Source organism: Sphaerospermopsis aphanizomenoides BCCUSP55 (assembly GCF_001586785.1).
Taxonomy (GTDB): domain Bacteria; phylum Cyanobacteriota; class Cyanobacteriia; order Cyanobacteriales; family Nostocaceae; genus Sphaerospermopsis_A; species Sphaerospermopsis_A aphanizomenoides_A.
Genome location: NZ_LUFH02000035.1, coordinates 1 through 22,702, shown reverse-complemented (window position 1 = coordinate 22,702; position 22,702 = coordinate 1). Strand labels below are relative to the sequence as shown.

At 37.7% G+C, this 22,702-nt stretch carries 21 protein-coding genes; 12 read left to right on the top strand and 9 right to left on the bottom strand.

The window, feature by feature from the left end:
- Positions 1-33: 33 nt before the first annotated feature.
- From A0J48_RS10935 to A0J48_RS10905, 7 genes are all read left to right on the top strand, one after another.
- On the top strand, positions 34-1,149 hold the full coding sequence (locus tag A0J48_RS10935; RefSeq protein ID WP_200322988.1) for a mechanosensitive ion channel family protein: 1,116 nt from the start codon (positions 34-36) through the stop codon (positions 1,147-1,149).
- A 70-nt stretch (positions 1,150-1,219) separates the two neighbouring features.
- The gene (locus A0J48_RS10930) at positions 1,220-1,768 is read left to right on the top strand and encodes a hypothetical protein (RefSeq protein ID WP_200322986.1); all 549 of its coding nucleotides are present in this window, start codon (positions 1,220-1,222) and stop codon (positions 1,766-1,768) included.
- A gap of 254 nt (positions 1,769-2,022) precedes the next feature.
- Positions 2,023-3,606, top strand: a complete 1,584-nt coding sequence (locus tag A0J48_RS10925; RefSeq protein WP_200322984.1) for a mechanosensitive ion channel family protein — start codon at positions 2,023-2,025, stop codon at positions 3,604-3,606.
- 48 nt (positions 3,607-3,654) lie between these two features.
- A complete protein-coding gene (locus tag A0J48_RS10920) occupies positions 3,655-4,677 on the top strand; it encodes a substrate-binding domain-containing protein (RefSeq protein ID WP_200322982.1) in 1,023 nt (340 codons plus the stop codon).
- 208 nt (positions 4,678-4,885) lie between these two features.
- Complete coding sequence (locus A0J48_RS10915; RefSeq protein WP_200322981.1) at positions 4,886-6,538, top strand: iron uptake porin; 1,653 nt, start codon at positions 4,886-4,888, stop codon at positions 6,536-6,538.
- 200 nt (positions 6,539-6,738) lie between these two features.
- A complete protein-coding gene (locus A0J48_RS10910) occupies positions 6,739-8,295 on the top strand; it encodes a radical SAM protein (RefSeq protein ID WP_200322980.1) in 1,557 nt (518 codons plus the stop codon).
- A 177-nt stretch (positions 8,296-8,472) separates the two neighbouring features.
- Complete coding sequence (locus A0J48_RS10905) at positions 8,473-8,967, top strand: DUF427 domain-containing protein (RefSeq protein WP_200322979.1); 495 nt, start codon at positions 8,473-8,475, stop codon at positions 8,965-8,967.
- 330 nt (positions 8,968-9,297) lie between these two features.
- On the opposite strand, the gene A0J48_RS10900 is transcribed toward A0J48_RS10905, so the two are convergent.
- The 5 genes from A0J48_RS10900 to bchM all read right to left on the bottom strand — a co-directional run bounded on the left by A0J48_RS10900 (position 9,298) and on the right by bchM (position 13,586).
- Complete coding sequence (locus A0J48_RS10900; RefSeq protein ID WP_200322978.1) at positions 9,298-10,812, bottom strand: glycine betaine ABC transporter substrate-binding protein; 1,515 nt, start codon at positions 10,810-10,812, stop codon at positions 9,298-9,300.
- Between the two features lie 14 nt (positions 10,813-10,826).
- Entirely contained in the window at positions 10,827-11,594 is a 768-nt protein-coding gene (locus tag A0J48_RS10895; RefSeq protein ID WP_200322977.1) for an ATP-binding cassette domain-containing protein, read from the bottom strand.
- A gap of 288 nt (positions 11,595-11,882) precedes the next feature.
- A complete protein-coding gene (locus A0J48_RS10890) occupies positions 11,883-12,263 on the bottom strand; it encodes a DUF423 domain-containing protein (RefSeq protein WP_200322976.1) in 381 nt (126 codons plus the stop codon).
- Positions 12,264-12,293: 30 nt separating this feature from the next.
- Positions 12,294-12,785, bottom strand: coding sequence for a hypothetical protein (locus tag A0J48_RS10885; RefSeq protein WP_200322975.1), 492 nt, complete (start codon positions 12,783-12,785; stop codon positions 12,294-12,296).
- 117 nt (positions 12,786-12,902) lie between these two features.
- Positions 12,903-13,586, bottom strand: a complete 684-nt coding sequence (gene bchM / locus A0J48_RS10880; RefSeq protein WP_200322973.1) for a magnesium protoporphyrin IX methyltransferase — start codon at positions 13,584-13,586, stop codon at positions 12,903-12,905.
- 427 nt (positions 13,587-14,013) lie between these two features.
- On the opposite strand from bchM, the gene A0J48_RS10875 reads away from it, so the two are divergent.
- Positions 14,014-14,658, top strand: coding sequence for a metal-independent carbonic anhydrase (locus A0J48_RS10875; protein WP_234300847.1), 645 nt, complete (start codon positions 14,014-14,016; stop codon positions 14,656-14,658).
- Between the two features lie 269 nt (positions 14,659-14,927).
- Here A0J48_RS10875 and A0J48_RS10870 read toward each other — a convergent pair whose 3' ends face one another.
- Positions 14,928-15,836 (bottom strand): bile acid:sodium symporter family protein, encoded by a 909-nt coding sequence (locus A0J48_RS10870; protein ID WP_200322972.1) that lies wholly within the window; start codon positions 15,834-15,836, stop codon positions 14,928-14,930.
- Positions 15,837-15,975: 139 nt separating this feature from the next.
- Positions 15,976-17,115, bottom strand: a complete 1,140-nt coding sequence (locus A0J48_RS10865; RefSeq protein ID WP_200322971.1) for a TRAP transporter substrate-binding protein — start codon at positions 17,113-17,115, stop codon at positions 15,976-15,978.
- Between the two features lie 251 nt (positions 17,116-17,366).
- Here A0J48_RS10865 and A0J48_RS10860 point away from each other — a divergent pair, with 251 nt between their 5' ends.
- From A0J48_RS10860 to A0J48_RS10845, 4 genes are all read left to right on the top strand, one after another.
- Positions 17,367-17,990, top strand: coding sequence for a TRAP transporter small permease subunit (locus A0J48_RS10860; RefSeq protein ID WP_200322970.1), 624 nt, complete (start codon positions 17,367-17,369; stop codon positions 17,988-17,990).
- 8 nt (positions 17,991-17,998) lie between these two features.
- Positions 17,999-19,342, top strand: coding sequence for a TRAP transporter large permease (locus tag A0J48_RS10855; protein WP_200322969.1), 1,344 nt, complete (start codon positions 17,999-18,001; stop codon positions 19,340-19,342).
- Positions 19,343-19,391: 49 nt separating this feature from the next.
- Positions 19,392-20,411 carry a hypothetical protein gene (locus A0J48_RS10850; protein ID WP_200322968.1) on the top strand — a complete coding sequence of 340 codons (1,020 nt, stop codon included), beginning with the start codon at positions 19,392-19,394 and terminating at the stop codon, positions 20,409-20,411.
- An 81-nt stretch (positions 20,412-20,492) separates the two neighbouring features.
- Complete coding sequence (locus tag A0J48_RS10845; RefSeq protein ID WP_200323025.1) at positions 20,493-20,882, top strand: gamma-glutamylcyclotransferase family protein; 390 nt, start codon at positions 20,493-20,495, stop codon at positions 20,880-20,882.
- Positions 20,883-20,989: 107 nt separating this feature from the next.
- Here the strand turns inward: A0J48_RS10845 and A0J48_RS10840 are convergent, their stop codons facing one another.
- Together A0J48_RS10840 and A0J48_RS10835 are read right to left on the bottom strand one after the other, a co-directional pair.
- Complete coding sequence (locus A0J48_RS10840) at positions 20,990-21,625, bottom strand: anti-sigma factor family protein (RefSeq protein WP_200322967.1); 636 nt, start codon at positions 21,623-21,625, stop codon at positions 20,990-20,992.
- 157 nt (positions 21,626-21,782) lie between these two features.
- Complete coding sequence (locus tag A0J48_RS10835; RefSeq protein WP_200322966.1) at positions 21,783-22,439, bottom strand: sigma-70 family RNA polymerase sigma factor; 657 nt, start codon at positions 22,437-22,439, stop codon at positions 21,783-21,785.
- Positions 22,440-22,702 lie beyond the last annotated feature (263 nt).

Below are 22,702 nucleotides of genomic sequence, written 5' to 3'. Positions count from 1 at the left end.
AATCAACAGACTTCAAGCTCTAACAAGGTAAATATGGAAGCTATCTGGAACGCGATACAAAAGATCAATTATTCCAATATTCCCATTGCTAAAATTGCTGCTGTTCTCGTAATTCTAACGTTGACACAGACATTAAGGCGTTTTGTTTTGGCAGTTATTATTAAAACCATTGAAAAGTTCACAAGCAAAACAGAGACTACCCTTGATGATGAATTAATTGCTATTATTAAGCCAGCTATAAATTGGCTAATTCTCATTGGTGGATTTTGGCTGTGTAAGGAAATTCTTGCAGATAACTTAGGCTCTCAGTTAAGCGAGACAATTAGCAGATGTCTCAATTTAATAGTTATCTTCATAGTTGCTTATGTAGTTTATCGTAGTTCTTCAATTTTAGGGCAATTAATTGCTAATTTGGTACTGCAAACCGAAACTGAGCTTGATGAATTACTCAGACCTTTGATGCCGAAGATTTTTCAATCAGCGGCAATTATTATATTAACAATTAAAATCAGCGAAATATTTTTAGGACAATCTGCGGCTGCGCTGGTTGGGTTACTTGGTGGTGCCGGTATCACATTAGGTTTACTGTTCAAAGACATTGTTTATGACTGGTTTTGTACGATTATTATCTACTCCGATAATCTTTATCGAGAAGGTGATTGGGTGGGAATAGCAGGAATAGACGGTTTTGTACAGATTCTCAATATTGGATTTAGAACTACCACACTGCATCTAGCTAAGTGGGGTTCTATCATGAAAATGCCCAATTCAAAAATGATTTCTGGAATTGTGGAAAATTGGTCACAAAATCCAGGGGAAGAATTAAAGTGGGGACTGAATTTAATTCTCAAAATAGACGGTATTTCCTCACAACAAACCGCGAGAATTTGTGATGCTATTCAACAAATGCCAAAATCTATTCCTGGTTGTTCTCCCTCCTGTACAGTGCGCTTCAAAAAAATTGAACAGAATGCCCGTGTGATTGAAATCATGGCATTTGTGAATGATGATAATCTCTACTTTGATGCTGAAAAGAACTTAAATTTAGCCATTTTAGAACTATTAGAACAAGAAGGAATTGATTTCCTGTATGTAGACCTCAGAACAGAACCAGAAAAATATAAACCGATGAAAAACATCAACAATTGAAAAAAAATGTCCAAATTAAAACCATTCAATATCAAGAAATCAACCTCCAAAATATAAATACTAAAAAATCATGATGCTGCCTACAAAAAATTGGCAAAAACTATTCATTATTACAGGTATAACTGTTTTTGCATCCTCTATTTATCCCTGTAATGTTCAGGCTCAATCTTTCAGTGACCATGGCAACATATTAATAGCCCAAAATCTAGGTGGAATAGTCAGAAAAATCCCCCTTGAAGAAGTGTCACTTATAGCTATGTCTGCTGCCAAAACAGTGACCAATGCCCAATTTAACCAAGCCAGAATTGAACTCAAGTCAGATGGTTCTTTAATCTACATACTCAGAGGTAAAAACCAACAAGGGTTTGAAGTAGAAACACAAGTTACTCCCAGTGGAACTATTGTCCAAGTCGATGAGCAAATAGACTCCAGTGCAGTACCAGAAATTGCTATTAAAGCTTTTAAAAAATGGGTTGCAAATGAGCAATTGATCAGCATTTGGCGCAGTACACGATTAGGGGAATTTTACTATCAATTTGTAATTCAAGATTTTTGGGTGGAAGTTGCTGCTGATGGGAATAAAGTTATTATTTACAGAAAAAAACTTAATCTGAGTTAGAGAATGCTGAGAACTGATAACTGCTTTTAAGGGTGAAGTGGAGATGTAAAACCAGATAATTTTAGATTTGGGAATGAATTATTACTGATTTAGTAAATCCCAAATTCATAAGCAGTTGCATAGAATCAAATATCCAGAATAAATCAATGCGGATGAACACAGATAAAAATGGATCAATCAATAGATTTTTGGATTCTGTGCAGCCTCACATAAAATTATCCAATCTGATTAACTTTTATACCCATTAACTAACTATGAACATATTAATTATCTTGGCTGAAGTCGGTCTTGTAATCCTTGTTTTTATTTTATTAAGATGGCTTGTAGGTAAGTTATTTAAGCTATTGATGAGATTATCAATATTGAAGGGCGACGATCTAAAAATCAAAATACTACGCCGCAATATTACTGGCTTGTTATTACTTATTTGCATAGTATTGTGCATCTTTATTGTCGGTGCTAATGGTTTGCTCATCTATCGGGGTGAAGACATTCAACAATATACAATCGCCCTGATTCGTCGTATTCCATCAGGATTTTGGCTGGCATTAGGAATTGGTATTGCTCAAAGTATTGGTGCTATAATTACAGCCACATTTGCTATAAAATTGATTAAATATTGGCTAAATCTTGCGAGAAATCGTGCCAAAAATTTAGACGATAACACCGCCGATGATGAAAGTATTGATGCTTTCTTTCACGCCCTCCATCAAAGAATTAGAGGTGGAATTTGGTTATGGGTTCTAATTGCTTGTACCCAGTTTCTCAAATTACCAACAGTAGCTTCAGAATATTTGTACATTGCACTAAGAATCTATCTGATTGTTGCTGTCGGATTACTAATTCTCAAAGCAGTAGCTGCGATTGTTGATACTTTAGATGCTCTCAGTGTCAGATACTCCAGTCCTGATAACCTGTTGAGATTTTATGATCGCCTCCAACACCTGATCCCTTTTTTGAAACGGTGTTTGGAATTTGTGATTTACGTCTGTACAGTAACATTGGTAGTTCAGCAGGTACAGTTAATAGCTAAACTGGCTACCTTTGGTTTAAAAATTATCAAAATCATCGGCATCATTTTCATGAGTCGTGTGATGTTTGAGGTGATTTATTTACTATTAGAGGAGGTGCTATTCAAAGACCAGAATTTGACGGAAACCCAAAGAAGTAGACGTTTAACTTTGATTCCTTTGTTTCGTAGTTTGTTGCAATATTTAATTTACTTTAGTGTTGCGGTTTCTATCCTCTATATTCTTGATATTAATCCTACTCCTATCTTAGCTGGTGCTGGTATTGTGGGTATCGCTGTGGGTTTAGGCGCACAAACACTAATTAATGATATAGTTTGTGGCTTTTTTATTCTCTTTGAAAACTACTATTTGGTAGGTGATTATATTGAAGCTGGGAAAGCTGAAGAGAAAACAGTAGAGGGTACTGTTGAGGCAATTGAACTGAGAACCACCCGCATCAGACATCCCAATGGTCAATTACATATTATTCGTAATGGAGATATTGGTTCAATTACTAATTACTCTAAACAATACATATTTGCAGTAGTAGAAGTTGATGTACCATTAAATTCCAATTTAGCTCATATATATCAAGTGATTGAAGAAATAGGACAGCTATTAAAAACAAATGAGCCAGATGTACTTGAACCTACTTTAGTAGATGGTGTGGAAAGTCTTGGTGAATCTCACTTGTTATTGCGAACATTGACAAAAGTAAAGCCAGGAAAACATATTCATATCCAGCGTGTTCTCCGTAAGATTTATATGCATACTTTCTTAAAGGAAGGTATTCTCATTCCTGCTACCACTGGTAGAAACGAAGATTAATTTTCCCTAATATTTACTGATTAAATCCGTCTTGATTAGTATTCAAATATGAAAACATTCACATTTAGCAAATATCATAAAATTTTAACTGCCACATTAGTAAGTGCATCCACAATTGTTTATACTACTAATGCTGCTTTTGCCCAATTATTAAGAGGTGCTGGTGATTCTTTTGCTCAACCACTGATAGAACGTTATAGCCAAGAATATACAGTAGAAACAGGTGAAAAGTTTAAATATACTGCCGTTGGTAGTGGTGGTGGTATTCGGTTATTTATGAATAACTCTGTAGATTTTGCTGCTACTAGTTTAATTCCTACTCCTATTGAAATTAATCAAATGGAAGATGGGTTGCTGATGTTACCCACGGGGGGAGGTTCATTAGCTATCGTTTATCACCTCAAAGAAGTGAGTAGCAATGTCCAGTTATCTCGTGAACAATTAGAAAAAATATTCACAGGTAAAATTACTAACTGGCAACAGGTTAATGCTCGATTTCCTAATAAAAGAATTCAAGTAGTAGTATGCGCCCAAAATTGCAGCACAAATTTTATTTTGACTAAATATTTGCAAAAAATTACAGGAGGAAAAATACTAGCCAGTAGAACACCTGATTGGGGATTTCAGGTATTTTCTGCTATCAACCAAGATAGTGCGATCGCTGGAGAAGTACGCAGAACAGATGGTGCTATTGGTTATGTCCAAACCAATGTTGCTATGAGAGCTAATCTCTCCATTGCTAGTATTCAAAATAAAGCCGGTAATTATGTGCAACCAACTTTAGAAGAGACACAGAAAGCCTTAGCAAATATCCAATTTAAAAATGATTTCACAACAGAAGATATCCAAGATCCAGACAATGGTTATCCTTTGGTCAGTTTAACATGGTTGCTAGTGCATCAAAAGTATGGCGATTCTGATACCCTAGCAAAAACGACAAATTTGTTAACATGGCTGTTTACTAAAGGGCAAAAATTTAATCAGGAATTAGGATATACACAAATTCCTGATGATGTGAATACCAGAATCATTGAAACTGTCAATAACGATTTAAAAATTCGTCCTTTTTGATGTTTGATTGTAAGAATTCAGGAGTCAGGAGTCAGGAGTCAGAATGCTTATGAAATGAAGAATAGTCCAGAAGTGAGATTTTATCCAAATCATCAAAGTTGACTAAAAAAGCCTTCATTCTCCTGACTTGGAGTATTCTATCTCCTGAATAATTACGTTTGATTAAAAAATTTTTAGACCATATCGTGATTTTCAAACCAGGGAAAATATGCATAATTTTTATATACCTTTTACTCTTGGCTCAATAATTATTAGTGGTAATTTAATCACCTCATTACCAGTTATCGCAGAAACGGCTGATTCACAATTGACAACAGCAGAAATTACAGCCCAGAATAAACAATTAACACCCCAGGAAGAATTATATAGTAATGCTCCTCCTGATTTAGATGAAATTGTTAATGTTAATCAATTAAAAGATGTTGAGCCTAATGATTGGGCTTATGAAGCATTACGTAATTTAGTCGCCAAGTATCAATGTATTAATGCCGACGAGCAAGGTAATTTCCAAGGGAATCGGGCGATCACCCGTTATGAATTTGCAGATTATTTAAATAGGTGTTTACAGAAATTATCACGTTCATTTGATAGCTTGATTGATAATAAATTCGCTACTCAAGATGATTTGGCAACGTTTCAAAAATTACAACAAGAATTTGCTCAAGAACTACAAACTCTTTCCACAAGAGTAGACAACTTAGAAACTAAAACTGCCTTAATTCAAGAACATCAGTTTAGCACGACTACAGTTTTAAAAGGAGGGGCAACTTTTAACTTAATTGGTGCATTTGGTAATAAAAAAGCAGTTTTACCTGGTAATAATTCCACAGATAAATTAACTGCAAATCCCACTTTCTCCGCCAGGGCATCTTTAACCTTAGATACCAGTTTTACAGGCAAAGATAGATTGCGAACTCAACTAGTAGCAGGGAATGTAAATAATGTGGGGAGTGCTGTAACTGGCACAGATATGACTCTTTTAATAGGTGCAACCAACACAGATAATAATGTCAGATTAGGGACGCTATTTTATGAATTTCCCATCGGTAAAAATGGCATATTTGCTATTGCACCTGTGGCAGATTTTCCCACTCGTATTTTTCCCGCACTTAACCCTGTCAACTCATTTTCTAACTTTGGTGCAGAAAGCCCTATCTACTCCTTTGCTTTTGGTGGAGGTGCTATAGCTTATTATCAATTCACCGATAAAATAGCCGCAGGTATTAGTTATTTAAGTAGTTCTGCTAACAATACTAATGAAGGACTATTTAGTGGTCAATATACTGCTTTGACTCAAATAACCTATACTCCATCAGATAAAATTGGTATTGCTTTTACCTACGGTCACTATTATGCTCCTGCACCTGCACAAACTATTGATGTCACAGGTAGTAAGGGTAGTGAATTTGCTAAATTACCTTTTGGTGCAAATACTCCAACTTCCTCTAATGCTTTTGGTTTACAATTCACCTACAAACTTAGTGACCAATTAGTTTTGGGTGGTTGGACTAGCTACTTTAAAGCTCAAGCTGAGGGTTCACCTAGCATTAGTGGGATCAATGGCTTTTCTGGTGCTAATGCCGATATTTGGAGTTGGGCAATTACCGCATCATTAACAGATTTGGGCAAATTAGGCAGTCAATTAAGTTTTGTTTTTGGGATGCCTCCCAAAGTAACAAATAATGATATTGTACAACGACGTGACCAAGATACTTCTTTACATTTTGAATTATCTTATCACTACCCATTGACTGAGAGAATTTCTATTACTCCTGGATTTTTAATGATTACAAACCCAGAACATAACGCAGCAAATGATCCAGTTTGGATAGGAATCATTAGAACTTCTTTGACATTTTAATTACAAGCTCGCTCGAATCATAACATCTATTAACTATGAAACAAAATTCCCTCTCACTAAAATCTGGATAATAATCAATTGGTAACTATCTCCTCCCTGCGATGAGAAACCAAGAAATTACTGCTGGAAATGATTGGTAATAGTGTCGTGACACTCGTTATTTAATGATCCAAAATATCAAGGATTAACAGAGAATTATTATGACCTTAACATCCAACAAAAGGCCAACAATTGGACTAATTGAAGTTCCTGCTACTGGACTATACGATGCAGAAGGAAAAAATTGGACATCTTTATATAGACATCGTTCCTTAATCAGTAAACAAGTTTTGATTCCTGACTTGCAAGCAGGGGGATTTGATGCCCAATTGGTTAACCTCAGAGATGATAATTATAGTGAAGAATTTGGTGAGGTGTTCTGGAAAGGGATGACCTTGCGGAAAACCTATGTGGGAGGCCAAATTTCCGCCCTTGATCCTGAAGCTTTTGATGCTTGGGGTGTGACAGTAAATTTCTCTCAAGATCGTCAAGTTACCTGTATGGTAATTGAACATTTGGCTAAAGGAAATCGCCCCATTGTTGTTGGTGGTTCTGATGCTTTGGCTGAACCCCATCACTACTTAAAAGCGGGTGCAACAGCAGTTGTTCAAGATAAATCTGGGGCAGCAAATTGGGCGCTTTTTGATTATGTATTGGGAAGAACGCCACGAGAAGAACTGACAGGGGTGATTTTTGCCGACGGTAAACAATATCCCAGAAAGACTAAAGCCAAAAGTCCAGAGGAGTGGGCGTTACCTTCGGTGGAAGTAGCAAGGGAATGTTTAGGGATGCTTCCCAATGTCCAAGGAAAAGCACCTGTGGGTTCACTGGTGGCGGATATTGGTTGCGATCGCACCTGTGATTTTTGCATGACTCCTACCTACGGTACAGGCTATCGCAGAATGTCCCCAGAAACCGCCCTGAAATGGTTGGCTATCCAGAAAGAAGCGGGGGCGCTGGCTATCAATATCGGTTCTGATCAATTCCTCGCCCGTGGACTGTTTCCTGAAGGACGACAAGAGATTATAGATATTACCAATGGTGCGCGGGAGATAGGTGTATCTCTGATGTGGCCGAACGGTTTAGAACTGAGGAAAACAACCTTGGGAAGTGGGCGTAACTACGAAAGCACCGATCTTAGACCTGATGAAGAACTAATTCAAGCTTTGTTTGGTTGGGATGGTAAAGTCGGTTGTCCTTTGGCTTATATCCCCGCAGAACGTCCCGTTTTTGGCAGAGAAGCCTACAAGAAGTTGCTACCGTGGCAAGAGCATTGTACATTGATGAAATCTGTCGTTAGCACTGGTGTACCTGTTGTTACCTATGGCATCATTATCGGTCTACCTGATGATGATCATGATGACTTATTACGTCTGGAAGAAGCAATTACAGACCTGGTAGATGAACTAGTGGAAATTAACCCTCAGCTAGAATTTCAGACTTCTTGCTATAGTATTATTCCTTTACCAGGAACTCCTCAAGCCTTTAATTTACGCAAAGCAGGATTGTTACAATTTGAAGATGCCTGTTTATGGGGAGTATGGACTACAACTTCCAATACTCATCACCTGACCTATGCGGAAGTTTCTGATTGGCAAGTTCGTCTATCTAATATTCGCAGATCACCGGCTGAATTTACTAACTACAACGGGGAATATTCAGGAATGGTAACTACAGCTTCCTCCAATGATTCAAAGATTGTGTTAGAAAAGTCTTAAACTCAATCATTTCCTTTGGCTGTATCATGCGATCGCTAAATTTCTACTCTACTTTCAACTAGTAGGTAATAGGGAACAGGGGTAATAGGTAATAAAGACAAAGAATATTTATTTTTATCCTAACTCCTGACTCCTTACACATAGCACAAGACATTTAATCACACTAAATTACAAACCATGAAACCACAACCCATACCTCCACAACCAGGACAAGAATCAGTGTGGGACTATCCCCGTCCAGCAATTTTACAGGACACCGACAAACATATCAAAGTAATTTTCAATGGTATTGTTTTAGCAGAAACAACGAAAGCAAAAAGAGTCTTAGAAACCAGTCATCCTCCCAGTTATTACATTCCTGCTGACGACATTAAAACCGAATATTTAATAGCCACATCCAGAAAAAGTATCTGTGAATGGAAAGGTGTATCTGAATATTATGATATTTCTGTAGGAGATAAATATATAAATAATGCTGCTTGGCGGTATATCCAACCTACTCCTAATTTTATAAACATTCAAGAATACTTTAGTCTTTATCCTAGTTTAATGGATGCTTGTTATGTCAATGATGAGTTAGTTAAACCTCAAGCTGGCGGTTTTTATGGAGGATGGATAACGTCTGATATTGTTGGTCCATTTAAAGGTGAACCAGGAACATGGGGATGGTAAATTCTCTGATGCTAAGTACATGAGCAAAATTAATTTAACATTTTTAGAACAAACAAAAATCTCTGTATTTCTTATCTGTTCCCTGTTCCCTCTCCCAAATATAAAATTTATTTTGCACGACTACTTAGATTAGTTATGGGTGAAGTATGGCTGACAACAATCATAATTCACCTAGTTCTTTCAATGTTCTGATATCATCCTTAAAATCTTCAACACCATAATTAATACAAATTCCTCTCTTGTCCATTTCTTTAATTATAATGTCAAAAAAGAGGGTATTTTTCTATGAACTCGTAACAACATAATATAAGCGTGAAAAACATAATAAAATCATATTTTTTTAGATTTTAACCACTCCCGCACAACTTCTTCCACTGGTTGAGATTGATTATCAACTTGATAATTCATTTGCTGTATTTCTTTAGTAGATATTTTACCTGATAATTGATTGATAGTTTCTGCTAAATCAGGATATTTATCTAATATTTCTTGATTAAAAATAGGTACAGCTTCATAAGGTGGAAAGTATTTTTTATCATCTTCTAAAATCACTAGGTTCAAAACGGGAATTAACCCATCTGTAGAATTTGCAGCTACTAAATCTACTTGTTTTTCTTTTAAAGCTTGATACATTAAACCTAATTCCATCTGTTGAATCTTGCCAAACTTTAAGCCATAAGTTTTAGATAAACCAGGATAACCGTCTGCACGTTCTAAAAATTCATAACCAAAACCTGCTTGCATTTGCGGAGTATATTTAGCAATTTCCGAAAGGGTTTTGACTTGCCATTTCTTCGCATCTTCACCGCGAATAATCATAGCAAAGGTATTTTCAAATCCTAAAGGTTGCATGACTTTTAATTTATATTTATCCTGATATGCTTGTTTAGTTTTTTCATAGACAACTTGAGGTTCTGTAATTGGTTTTTCTTTTAAAACTGCGGTAAATGCTGTACCTGTATATTCTACATATCCCGCTATTTTTCCCGCTTTCACTGCTTCATGACAAATAAATGTTCCCCCTAAATTAAACTGACGTTCAACTTTTAATCTGGTATGAGATTCAATTTGTTGTGCTAAAATTTCTCCTAAAATAACTTGTTCTGTGAAATTTTTTGAACCAATAGTAATTGTAGCTGGTGTTTGCTGAAAGTTAAATGCTATTAATCCAGCTATAATTAAAGTAGTAATTCCTATAAAAGTTAAAATTCTAGGTTTATTGATTGTTTGTTTAGTGAGTCGTTTTTCCAAAAACCCTAAACAGAAATCTGCACCCAAAGCAATGAAAGCTGCGGGTATTGCACCTGCTAAAATCAATTCATTATTAACTGTGGAAATACCCCGAAAAATAAATACTCCCAAACCACCACCACCAATAGCGGCAGCAATAGTGGCAATTCCTACGGATATTACAGTTGCCACTCTCACACCTGCTAAAATTACTCCTAAAGCTAAAGGAATTTCTACTTTAAATAATAATTCTCTGTCGGTCATTCCCATTCCTATCCCTGCTTCTTTAATAGCGGGATTGATACCATTAATACCAATATAAGTATTACGAATGATAGGTAATAAAGCGTAAAGAGTTAAAGCAACTATAGCCGGAGTTTTGCCAATTCCACCTAAAAATGGTACGGAAATTAAAAACCCAAAAATGGCTAAACTAGGGATGGTTTGAATAGCATTTGCTAAACCCAAAATAGGAGGTGCAAGTTTTGGTTGACGAGTGATGAAAATACCGACAGGAAGGCCAATAGCAATAGCCACTGTCATAGCTATAGCTACTAATATTAAATGTTCTCCACTGCGAAGAATAATTTCTGAAGAATATTGAATTAAAAACATGATTATTTTTGATTTTAATTGTTTTGTTGCCAATGATTTGTGGCATTTAAACAAGCCAAAAAAGCCTGTGCTTCAGGATGTTGAGATTGTAAAAATTCTTTTCTCGTTCCTAAAGCTACTAAATTTCCTTCATACATTAAGCCAATTCTAGATGCTAAAAAGAAAGCTTCTTGAATATCATGGGTGACAAATACCACGGTTTTACCTAGTTGTCTTTGCAAATATTGAAATTGTTGTTGTAATTCTAAACGAGTAATAGGATCAAGTGCGCCAAAGGGTTCATCCATTAGTAATATCGGTGGGTCTGCGGCTAAAGCCCTAGCAACTCCTACTCGTTGACGCTGACCTCCTGATAGTTGATGGGGATAACGTTGAGCAAATTTTTTAGGTTCTAAACCAACTAAGTCTAACATTTCATAAACTCTAGTTTGAATTTTATTTACTGGCCATTTTTCTAAAGATGGTACAAGTCCCACATTTTCACCAACTGTAAAATGAGGAAATAAGCCTGTTTCTTGGATAACGTAACCAATACGTCGCCGTAGTTTAATAGCATCCCAGTTTGTTGTAGGGCGACTGTGAACAAAAACCTGTCCTTGAGTGGGTACAAGTAAATGATTGATTAATTTTAAAGTTGTAGTTTTACCGCTACCACTACGACCTAATAAAACTAGAGCTTCCCCTTGATCAATGCTAAGATTTAAGTTAGATAATAATAAACGTTGATTAATTTCAAAACTGACATCCCGAAATTCAACTGCTATTTCTAATGTTGGAGACATGAGGGTTTAGTAAAAGAAGATTCAAGGTAAATATGAATCATGCAATTATCAATTGATAATTGTTGCATTCAAGGTTTAAAACCTCCGCTGTGAAGGGGAAAAAAGCAAAAAATCCGATTTTTCAATCCTATTCCTGCAACAAAGAGGTAATTGTCAATTGTTCATTGTTAATTGTCCATTATTGAAATAGCAGGGAATAGGGAATAGGAAAACCGTTACCCTGGAAACTCAGCCTTAAAAATATATTTAGCTGAATACTGATAACTGATAACTGAAAGCTTCTAGATATCAAAACTTCATGGTTGCAGCCGCAAAAGCTAAGATAGCCCAACCAGTCATCAATGAGATACCACCTAGAGGTGCGATCGCTCCCAAAGATTTTATACCAGTTAAGGTGATCACATACAAGCTACCTGAAAAAATCGTCACGCCAATAATAAATAACCAGCCACTAATGAAAAGTGTAGCGGGTGGAGTTTCCTGACGACTGATGAGAATTGCTACTAACAAAAGTGCGAGAGCATGGTACATTTGGTAGCGAGCGCCAGTGTCAAAAATTTCTAGCATTCTTTCACTGACTTTTTCTCGTAAAGCATGAGCGCCAAAAGCACCAGCAGCAACAGACAAACCGCCAAAAATAGCGGCTACAGTTAAAAAAATCTGCGTCATTAAACCAAGCCGTAAATTAGCAGAGTGAAACTACACATCAAAATGATATGATACGCCTCCTTCTTCACTCACTTGAAAATTTGCATTAAATTCTTTAGCTTTTTGATCTAAATATTGTTTGGCTTCTGTTGCTGGTAACTGCGACTGCATAGCAAAACCTAACAATGTGATTCTGCCATTATTTGTTTGTAACATTTGATAAAACTGTGATTGCAAATACTCACTTTTTTGTGTTATCAAAGCTTTTTTATTTTGTCGGCTTTCCTTATACAATCCTAGTGCTAACCATCCCCCCAATAGCACCGTAGGAACACCAAACATTACACCTTGGGCTGCTGTATTATCAAGTTGATAGAGCGCCTCTTGATTGACAAAATCCTTTGCTAATGCTTCATCCGGTATACCTGGCAAGATGGGCTTGAGTGTAGTATTTTTTGTAATTACGGCTGATATTGATGTTGTTAAAAACATGAATCCGAGTGTAAGCAGCCAACCAGCAGCCAATTTTTCCGTCGTCTTCATAGTTTCATTTCAAAGTGAGACTTTGCTTGCGATTGTAACCTTACTTGTCTCAAGCTTCCACTAATATTGCAGTGCGATTATATCCCCAACTTCTTCCAGAAGTCAGGGATGTTGTTATTACCGTGTTGCTTCTAACAAGCGGGAAAAATAGAAGCGAGTTCGAGTCATTGCTTGACGCTGCACTTGAAAACCATTTTTTTCCAGGATTTTCACTACATCAACTTCACGGTGTAAATAGGCACGAGTAGCTTTACTTGGACCTGGGAAAAAGCTACCGATTTTCTTGAGGATAGTCAAAAAGCAGGTTTTAGGCGCAAAACTCAGAATTATGCGTGATTGTGCTAAAGAACATAGGTGAGAAATCATTTCATCTGCTTTGTCTTGGGGGTAGTGAATTAGCACATCCAAACAAATAACAGTGTGATAATTACCCGTTAAAGATTCTAAATCCTGCACAGCGAAAGTGGGATTAACAGAATTATTTAAAGCTTGTACAGCCCTATCTTGAGCTTCTTCCACCATTTTCGCGGAAATATCACTGGCGTAAACCTTAGCACCCTCAGTCGCCAGGGGAATGCTGAGACTACCTACACCACACCCAGCATCGCAGATGGTTAACTCTGATAAGTTATTATCTGCTTTTAACCAGCCGATGACATTATCCACGGTTTGCTGATGTCCAGTACGGATATCTAGCTGGACTTTGTTGACTTCACCATCTCCATAGATGCGTTTCCAACGGTCAAAACCTGTGGAATTAAAGTATTCTTGTACTATTGTTTTATCGTCGGCTGCGTTCATAACCTTGATTGTTAAGGGTTCACAATTCTTAAAATTATAATAAAATTATCAAATTTTCTGGCTAATTTTTTACTTAAACTCTATAAATAGCCTGAATTATGAATTAGAAAAAGTGCAATTTTTTGGATAAAGATGAAAATAAATCATAGTTGATTCAACCCGCATCTTGTAAATCCTAAAATCATGTAAATTCTGATATAGCTTGCGCCAAGCTATCAGACAATATCTATTTAGTTTTGACGTTGAATTTAAAATACCCATCTCTGGCGAGACGCTGGCGCGAACGGCTTGAGCTAGGGGAGTGTCAACCAGTATCCCATTGCCAGCAACATACAAGCTACTAGCCACTAGTAATAAGCCAGTCCCGGCTAATCTTCATTCATCTGTACTTTGTGTCATGTAGTACCACAAATTGTGAGAATATAAATTGGTAAAAGTTAAATATTTACTGATGAAACTCTTGAAACCAAGCATTTTAGTATTGTTTGCAGCAACCACATTTGTCTCAGGTGCTGTAATTGTTGCCCAGACCTCTGTTGCTGACACTGGTGACAAAATTACGACTCCTTCCAGCTTGAAAACGCCAATCGTCAATAGGGCGATTACTGAGAGCGAAGTGTTGGCTGCTCAGAAGGCTTGGGGAGAAGCATTGGTAGCTATTTCCACAACCTATGATACTAAGGGGAAGGCATCTGCTAAAACTTTAGCCGGAAAGGTCATTGACGATGCCTACGGTTATCAATTCGGCCCTGTTCTTTTCAAGCCAACACTCACCGTCGCTCCCCAGACCTTTCGTACCACCCGTGCAGGAGCTTTGGCATACTTTGTGGGGGACGATCCGGCTTTCCCACTGGACAAGGGTTTTGCGTTAAAAAGCTGGCGGAAAGTAGAGATTAAGAATGCAGGGATTTGGATTACTGGCAACACGGCCACTACAATGGGGAACGTAATGATAACCGACAAACAAGGCAAAGTCACCACAGTTGACAAGACTTGGCAGTTCTTGAAGGACGATCAGGGTAAACTGCGTATCATCACTCACCACTCCTCACTGCCTTACACTGTAAAATAAGTCAATGAGTAGTATCTAATAGCTTTATAAACGCTTCTCACACAAACACTTTTAACATTATACATTGACTCTCCCTGTAAGCGTGTAGGTAACAACATTATTCACCTCACCACAAGCAGGGAGAAAATTAAGAGATGATCCCGAACTCAGGTTATGCTAGTTTTCTGTGAAGCTACAATCTATCCGCCATACCATTATAGAAAATACAGATCGACTTTTTGCTAGATATAGTGTTTTGTCAAAGCGTAAATCCTAGTTTTTTATCTTCCTCAATGAATTGAGGGGCTTTTAGCATCTACAGGTTCCCGAACTGGGGTGGTTGCAGCCAACCTTCTCCCGTAAGCAATAGCCATCAAACCTGTCACATTCATAAACAAGCTATAAATCGCAGCTGGTATAGCCATATCAGGATTATTGAGTAATCCAGCAGTAATTGCGATCGCCAGTGTACCACTTTGAATACCCACCTCAATAGCAATGCAGATTTGTTGAGGAGGATGAAGTTTAAACAGTTTGCTCACATAAAATCCTGCCAACATTGAAATAGTATTCAACAGCACCACACCAACCCCTACCTGAACAATAAAACCAGGGAGATTATTCCACTCACGAATGATCAGCAAGGTAGCAACTATTGCCAGAAAAGCAATTGCTAGACGGTTAGTAATTTTTTCCAAACGACGCGCAACTTCTGGAAATATTTGTCGAACAGCCATTCCCAAGCCGATAGGTAGAAGCGTCATCAGAAAAATTTGTAGTATAGTTGCACCAATGGGTAAGGCAATCGCCGCTGTTTGTCCGATGAAGTGCCGATATGCGAGGTTGCCCAACACGGGAATTGTAAAGACTGTAATCAGACTGCTAAAAGCTGTCAGGGTGACAGAGAGTGCAACATCACCTTTAGCGAGGAATGTAATGACATTTGAGGATACCCCACCTGGACACAGTGCTACTATCATCAACCCCATAGCAATTACAGGTTGCATGGGTACAACCTTAGCAATGATAAACCCAATAATAGGTAAAAAAACTAACTGACTAATCAAGCCAATTGCGACGGCTTTGGGATATTTTTTTACACGTTGGAAATCTTCTGGTAAAAGAGATAAACCCATTCCTAGCATAATGATAGCCAAGGCTAAAGGTAAAAAAACCGCACTCAAAAAGCTTGCTTCCATAATCAAGTTTGTATTAATTAATTACACACAAAAAATAATATCAGAATATTTATATAGCCGTAGACAGGGTAGTTAGGACATCAATTGATAATGAAACTCCCACTACAAGAGGGTTTTACTCCTGACTCCTGCTATTATATTATTTCCCCGCTTTGAGTTTCCCATAAGCATAACGGCTAAAACTGCCCTCATTCAGATTGTTCCACGCATACATCCGATCTCTAAAAGGTTTCCACTGTTCATAAACTGCTTTAAAATCAGCATCTTTAGCGGCAAACTCATCATATAAAGCAAAAGACTCTTTTTCAGCCGCTGCCAAAATTTCTTCACTGTAAGCACGAACTTGAGTTCCTGTTTTTAACAGTCTTTCTAATGCTTCGTTATTCCGGGTATCATAACGAGCTAACATTGTTGTATTCGACTGATATGCAGCCGTTTCTAATGCTGCTTGATATTGAGGTGGTAGCTTTTTCCACTCGTCTAAATTAACTTGTACCTCTAGGGTTGGGCCTGGTTCCCACCAACCAGGATAATAGTAAAATTTAGCGACTTTATTTAAGCCTAATTTCTCATCGTCGTATGGACCTACCCACTCAGCCGCATCAATAGCCCCTGTTTGTAAGGCTTGGAATATCTCCCCCCCTGGAAGAGTCTGTACTGTCACCCCTAGTTTGGCCATAACTTGTCCGCCTAAACCGGGAATACGCATTTTTAAGCCCTTGAGGTCATTGAGGGTTTTGACTTCGTTGCGAAACCATCCCCCCATCTGCGTACCTGTGTTACCGGCTGGAAATTGAATCACATTAAATTTACGGGCGTAAATTTCCTGAAGTTTGGCTAAACCGCCCCCTTCATATAACCAAGCATTTTGCTGTTGGGCGTTGAGTCCAAAAGGTACTGATGTACCAAAGGCTAGGGCTGGACTTTTACCAATGTAGTAATAAGCTGCTGTATGTCCTGCTTGAACTGCACCTTGTGAAACCACGTTCAGAACTTCTAAACCAGGGGCTATTTCTCCAGCCGCACGGGGTTCAATGATAAATTTACCATTGGTTAAGGCTTTGACACGCTCTGCTAAAACCTGCGCTCCGCCAAAAATTGTTTCTAAGGATAATGGCCAACTAGTTGCCATTTGCCATTTAATTGTGGGTAGGTTGCTTGTGTCTACTTGTCCTTTTGCAGTTGGGTTTGTGGCTTTTTGACAACCACCAACTATTGCTACTCCTGTAGCAGCGATCGCACCTTGAGATAATCTGTTAACAATAGCCCGACGTTTCATAAAAGTTAATAGTATTGACTAACCATAAGATTTTCTCACAATATCATCATGATGCAACAATTCAGGTAAAATAAGGTGCTTTAATTTTGAGAAGTCAGGAGTCAGGAGTCAGGAGTCAGGAGTCAGAAGTCAGAAGTCAGAAGTCAAAAATCTTGGCTGGGAACAGGAGTATAGAGAAGCGAGTTTTTGAATTATTTATACTCATTTCTATCTTCTGTCTGATCAAAATTTACCTTTAATTTATATCTTGTATGCGTAACTCAAAAAGATTTTCTTTCATCAGTAGGCTGTTAAAAATTTCGCAGTTTATTGACAATTTTGCTGATAAATTGGGATGGTTATCCAATTGGCTCGTTTTACTCACAATAGGAGTCGGTTTCTTTAATGTTTTAGCCCGTTATCTGGGGCGCTTCATTGGAGTGCAATTATCTTCTAATGCCTTATTAGAACTGCAATGGTATTTATTTTCTCTAACTTTCTTACTAGGCTTTGCCTATATTTTACGTCATGGAGAAAATGTGCGCGTTGATTTTCTCTATAGTAATATGAGTGAAAAAAGACGCGCCTTAGTTGATTTTTTAGGAACAATTTTGTTTTTAATTCCCTTTTGTTTAATTGGCATTTGGGTGACATTCAACCCAGTTTTACAATCTTGGGGCAGATTAAGTGATGGTAGTTGGGGAAATTGGGAAGTATCTTCTGATGCTAATGGTTTACCCCGCGCACCAATAAAGACTATGGTTCCTGTAGCGTTATTATTTCTACTTTTACAAAGTATTTCTCAAGCAATTAAATATTTGGCAGTATTATTAGGCTATCAACAAGTAGCAGAACAAATTCGCTTAGAAACTTCAGAAAATATCAATATTGAATAGGGGAAATCATGGGTTTTGAATGGTTAGCAATTTTCATGTTTGTCGGCTTTTTCTTTATTCTCATGAGTGGCTATCCTGTCGCTTTTTCTTTTGCCGGTACTGCTATTGTTTTCGGACTCATTGGTACAGCAGTAGGGGCTTTTAATCCTGCACGTCTGCTATTATTACCTAATAGTTGGTTCGGCACAATGTCGAATTTTACTCTATTAGCTATTCCCTTTTTTGTCTTTCTCGGTGCAGTTTTAGAAAAATCAGGATTAGCTGAAGAATTATTAGAAACCATTGGTATTCTTTTTAGTCGTGTCAGGGGTGGTTTAGCGTTAGCAGTTGTTTTAGTAGGAACTGTTTTAGCCGCAACAACTGGAGTTGTGGCTGCTACAGTAATTGTCATGGGAATGTTATCATTACCTGTAATGATTCGCTATGGTTATGATAAAAAATTAGCTGCTGGGGTAATAGTTGCTTCTGGTACTTTAGCCCAGTTAATTCCTCCCAGTTTAGTATTAGTAATTCTTAGTGATCAAATTGGCGTTTCTGTCGGTGATTTATTTTTAGGGGCATTAATTCCCGGATTAATGTTATCTGGTTCTTATATTCTCTATATTTTGGCACTAGCTTTTTTTCAACCAGAAAAAGTTCCACCTATGCCTGCGGATGTGGAAATTCCTCAAGGTAGTCAATTAATTAAAAAAGTTCTTAAAGCAGTTGTTCCACCGATTTTCTTAATTTTTGCAGTATTAGGTAGTATTTTCTTTGGTGTTGCTACTCCCACAGAAGCAGGTGCTGTAGGTGCTGTTGGGGCTACTATACTTGCAGCTTTTAATAAACGTTTAACGCCAAAATTAATTCGTGATGCGGCTCATTCTACCGCCGTAATTACAGCTTTAGTAGTGATGATTTTGTTCTGTTCTTCCATGTTTAGTTTAGTGTTTGATGCTTTGGGCGGAAAAACTCTTATTACTGAATTATTAACAGGTTTACCAGGAGGATATTGGGGATTTATAATTGTGAGTAATTTAGCAATTTTCGCTCTGGGAGTTTTTCTAGAATTTATGGAGATTTGCTTTATTGCTATGCCTTTATTTGTCCCCGCAGCCCAAGCCTTAAATATTGATATGGTATGGTTTGGTGTGGTAATGGCCATTAATTTACAAACGGCGTTTATTTCTCCACCTGTAGGATTTTCTTTGTTTTATTTACAAAGTGTAGCACCTAAAGAAGTGAGTACATTTGATATTCATAAAAGTGCTATTCCGTTTATGGTGTTACAGTTTATCGTGTTGTTAATTGTGATAAATTTCCCGCAAACTGTACGTTGGTTAATTGATATTTCGGCAACTACGGGGAGTTGAAAAATTGATTTAGGTTACTGTTTAAAATATGGTTTAGGGAAATAAGGTAATGGTTGAAATACGAAGACTTCAAAATGAAACTGCTGGATTTATAAACGATGTTTCAAACATCATAGCAGCGGAAGCATGGAAAAATCCATCATTAGTTCCAGATTTATCAAAGGATGAAACAATATTCATCTTCTCTGATTATAGTCGTGTCCAAGGAAAATATAATACTTATAGTTTTTTGGTTATAGGACGTTCTGATGCAGATTATTTTAATGGTGTCAGAAAAATTCTCAGATATGATTTTAATCTTAAAAATCGTCGTATGTCATATAAAGGTATGAATGATAAAATTAAACTCAAAGCTCTTCCAGCTTTTCTGTCTTGTGCTGGGGCAATGAATGGCTTACTGATGACATTTGCAGTTGACACCCAAATAAGATATATGTTTGCTGAGGAATTTATTGATGTATGGCCAGAACTTTCTGATTTCAAAAAAAGTACATTAGAAGATATGTTGAGGGTAGTGCATTTCGGATCACAAGCAATAATGACAGCTTTTTCTAGTGGTCAAAATATTGTCTGGTTTACAGATAGTGATGCAATAGTTGCAAATGAGAAGCATGAACAGCTTTTTGGACGATTGGCAGAAACTACAATTAGACATTTGTTTATGCCAAAAGAAGAGATCAATAAAATTGTATTTGGACTTTCACAAATAGATGATGGTTCGCTTGAAATAGAAGATTTTGTCTCAATTCCTGATCTAGTCGCAGGAGCATTATGTGAGACGCTTGATCGGCTTAACCAAGCTGATCTCAGAGTCACGTCAAAAATAATATTGAATAAACCAGAAGTACAAGCAAAAACCAATATCATCTGTGAATGGATTGGCAAGACTATTTGCCCTCTAAAGAAGTTTGGGGTAGTTTTTGATAAATTTGGATCTCATCAATGGGATTTTCGTCCCACTTTTTTCTCTATTAGAAACCCAAATGTCACACCTTGTGAAATAAGGTGCAATGCACAGAATTCAGCAAAATATATATCTGATCCAATTCGCTTTGATGTTAGACATTAAGCTAAAACTGAGTAACCAACTAAATGGCAGGCTAAAATTCTCTACATTCGTAAAAATTACTGTAACTGAGAAATCACAGTGATTAATGTTTTTGTTTATGGTACTCTCAAACCAGGTGAAGTGAATTATCAAAAATATTGTGCTGGTAAAGTAATAGAAGAGAAAAGGGCGATCGCATTTGGTAAACTATATGCTTTACCAATGGGTTATCCCGCCATGACACCAGGGGATGGCACAGTTCACGGTTATTTGCTCTCTTTTACAGACTCCAAGCTTTTAACAGCATTGGATGATTTGGAAGATTTTGAATCCAAAAGACCAATGTCTGAAAACCCTTACAATCGGCAATTGATAGAGGTTTTTGAACCAACAGGCTTATCTTTGGGTTGGGCTTGGGCATACTTGATGACACTGGAAAAGGTTAACCAGCTAGGTGGTATTCCTCAACTTGATGGCTGTTGGAATAGTTAACGCTAAAACTGACATCAGTTAACCAACAACTTGAAGAAAATATTTATTCTTATTCCCCACACCTTATCGTCACCGAAAACTTAGTGATTTACTGAACTTAATTCATTTTAATTAATATCTAATTCTGTTTCTTTGGCGTGTTCCTTAGATTCATTAACAGGTGTTATTGGAGATGCTACAGCTGTTTTAGGAATTTCAATGACAGGGTTGTTGATAGCTACCATTAGAGGTGATGCAGGTATTGCTGGTTGTGTTGTTACCGCGATAGGTTGTATTTTCTGTTGTGCTATTTGCAATTTGGTTGTGTTACCTGGAATTAAGCCAGATATTGAGCCGATCACACAAGCAGCTACAGCAGCACCACCAGCCATCCAAGCTAACTGGTAACGGCAACGTAAGCGTTTCCAGACTTGTTGAAATGTAACCTCTGGTGACTGTTGAGATGCTGGTATAGGCATAGACCGGACACCTTGCCTCAACTTTAATAGTCGCTGATATAAGCATTTCAGAGAATCATCTGTTACCAGCCATTCTTCTACCTGACGACGTTCAGCTGCTGTGACTTCGCCATCAAGATAGGCACTCAATAGCTCAAAGCGGTCTGCTTCTTTATGACGTAGGCTATCGCATTTATCCATATCCGTAGCACCCGTTAATTCATTGGTAGGTTGAGCCATTCCATTTGATACATCACTAGGGACTTGCGAGTGGGAACGGTCGTAAAACTGAGACTCAGTATTCATTTTAACGTTTTTACCAATTCATACACGGGTAAACACAGGGGATAAGTTCAAGAATTTATGTAATTTTGCTTCCATGAGGCAGAAAAAATCCATATTTTTCAGAAATTCTTAATATTGTTTCAATTCTGCCATAAAGATGAGGAAACTTATGTTCAATTTAAGTATCTAGATAGGTTTGCAGCTGGGCTTGCAATCTGGATCTAGCTCTAGCTATTCTTGACTTGACTGTTCCTAGGGAAACGCCAGTAATTTCGGCAATTTCTTCGTAAGCCATCCCTTCAATTTCTCTCAGGACGATGGTAGTACGGAACACCTCTGGTAAATCCGCGATCGCATCTCGCAATTGTTCGTAAAATTCCCTGGTGGTCAGTTCTTCTTCAGGGCCTGGAGTATCGCCAGCAATTTCCCAATCCATCTCACCGTCTTCTACGCAACGGGGCGCATCCAGTGATAGAGGACTAACTACCCGTTTACGTTTACGCAACTCGTCATAAAACAAGTTAGTGGCAATACGGCTTAACCAGCCTCGGAATTTGGCAGGTTCTTGTAATCGGTTAATATTTCGATAGACTCGAATCCAAACTTCTTGAGCTAAATCGGCTCTGTCAGACCAATCTGGAGCCAGGTGGTATAAAACCCGCTCAACCTGAGTCTGATAGCGACGTAGCAGTTCTGCAAAAGCAGCCTTGTCTGGACGCAATCCTGCTTGACAGCGCAAAATGAGATCGTGATTTGAGAGTTTGTCAACTTGCACCGATGCTTCCGAATAAGTTGCATCAACAGTTGACCAGGATACCGTAATCGCTTGACTCATAGATCGTACTGGCGTTAAATCATCCCTTCCTATTAGACGCGATGATTTCTTAGAAGTTCCCAGGGTAGGTGACGGATTTATGAGATCAACACGGAAATATAAATCAGGAATTATTAAAAAAGTGTTGAGTGTACAATGTCGGGTGTTGGTTGGCAGGGAAAAAATCAGTAAAATGTGTTCACTTGCACAACTGACTACTACCCCTTGACTAAATACAGGGTGTGGGGTGTGGGGTGTAGGGTGTGGGGTGCAGAGGTGCAGGG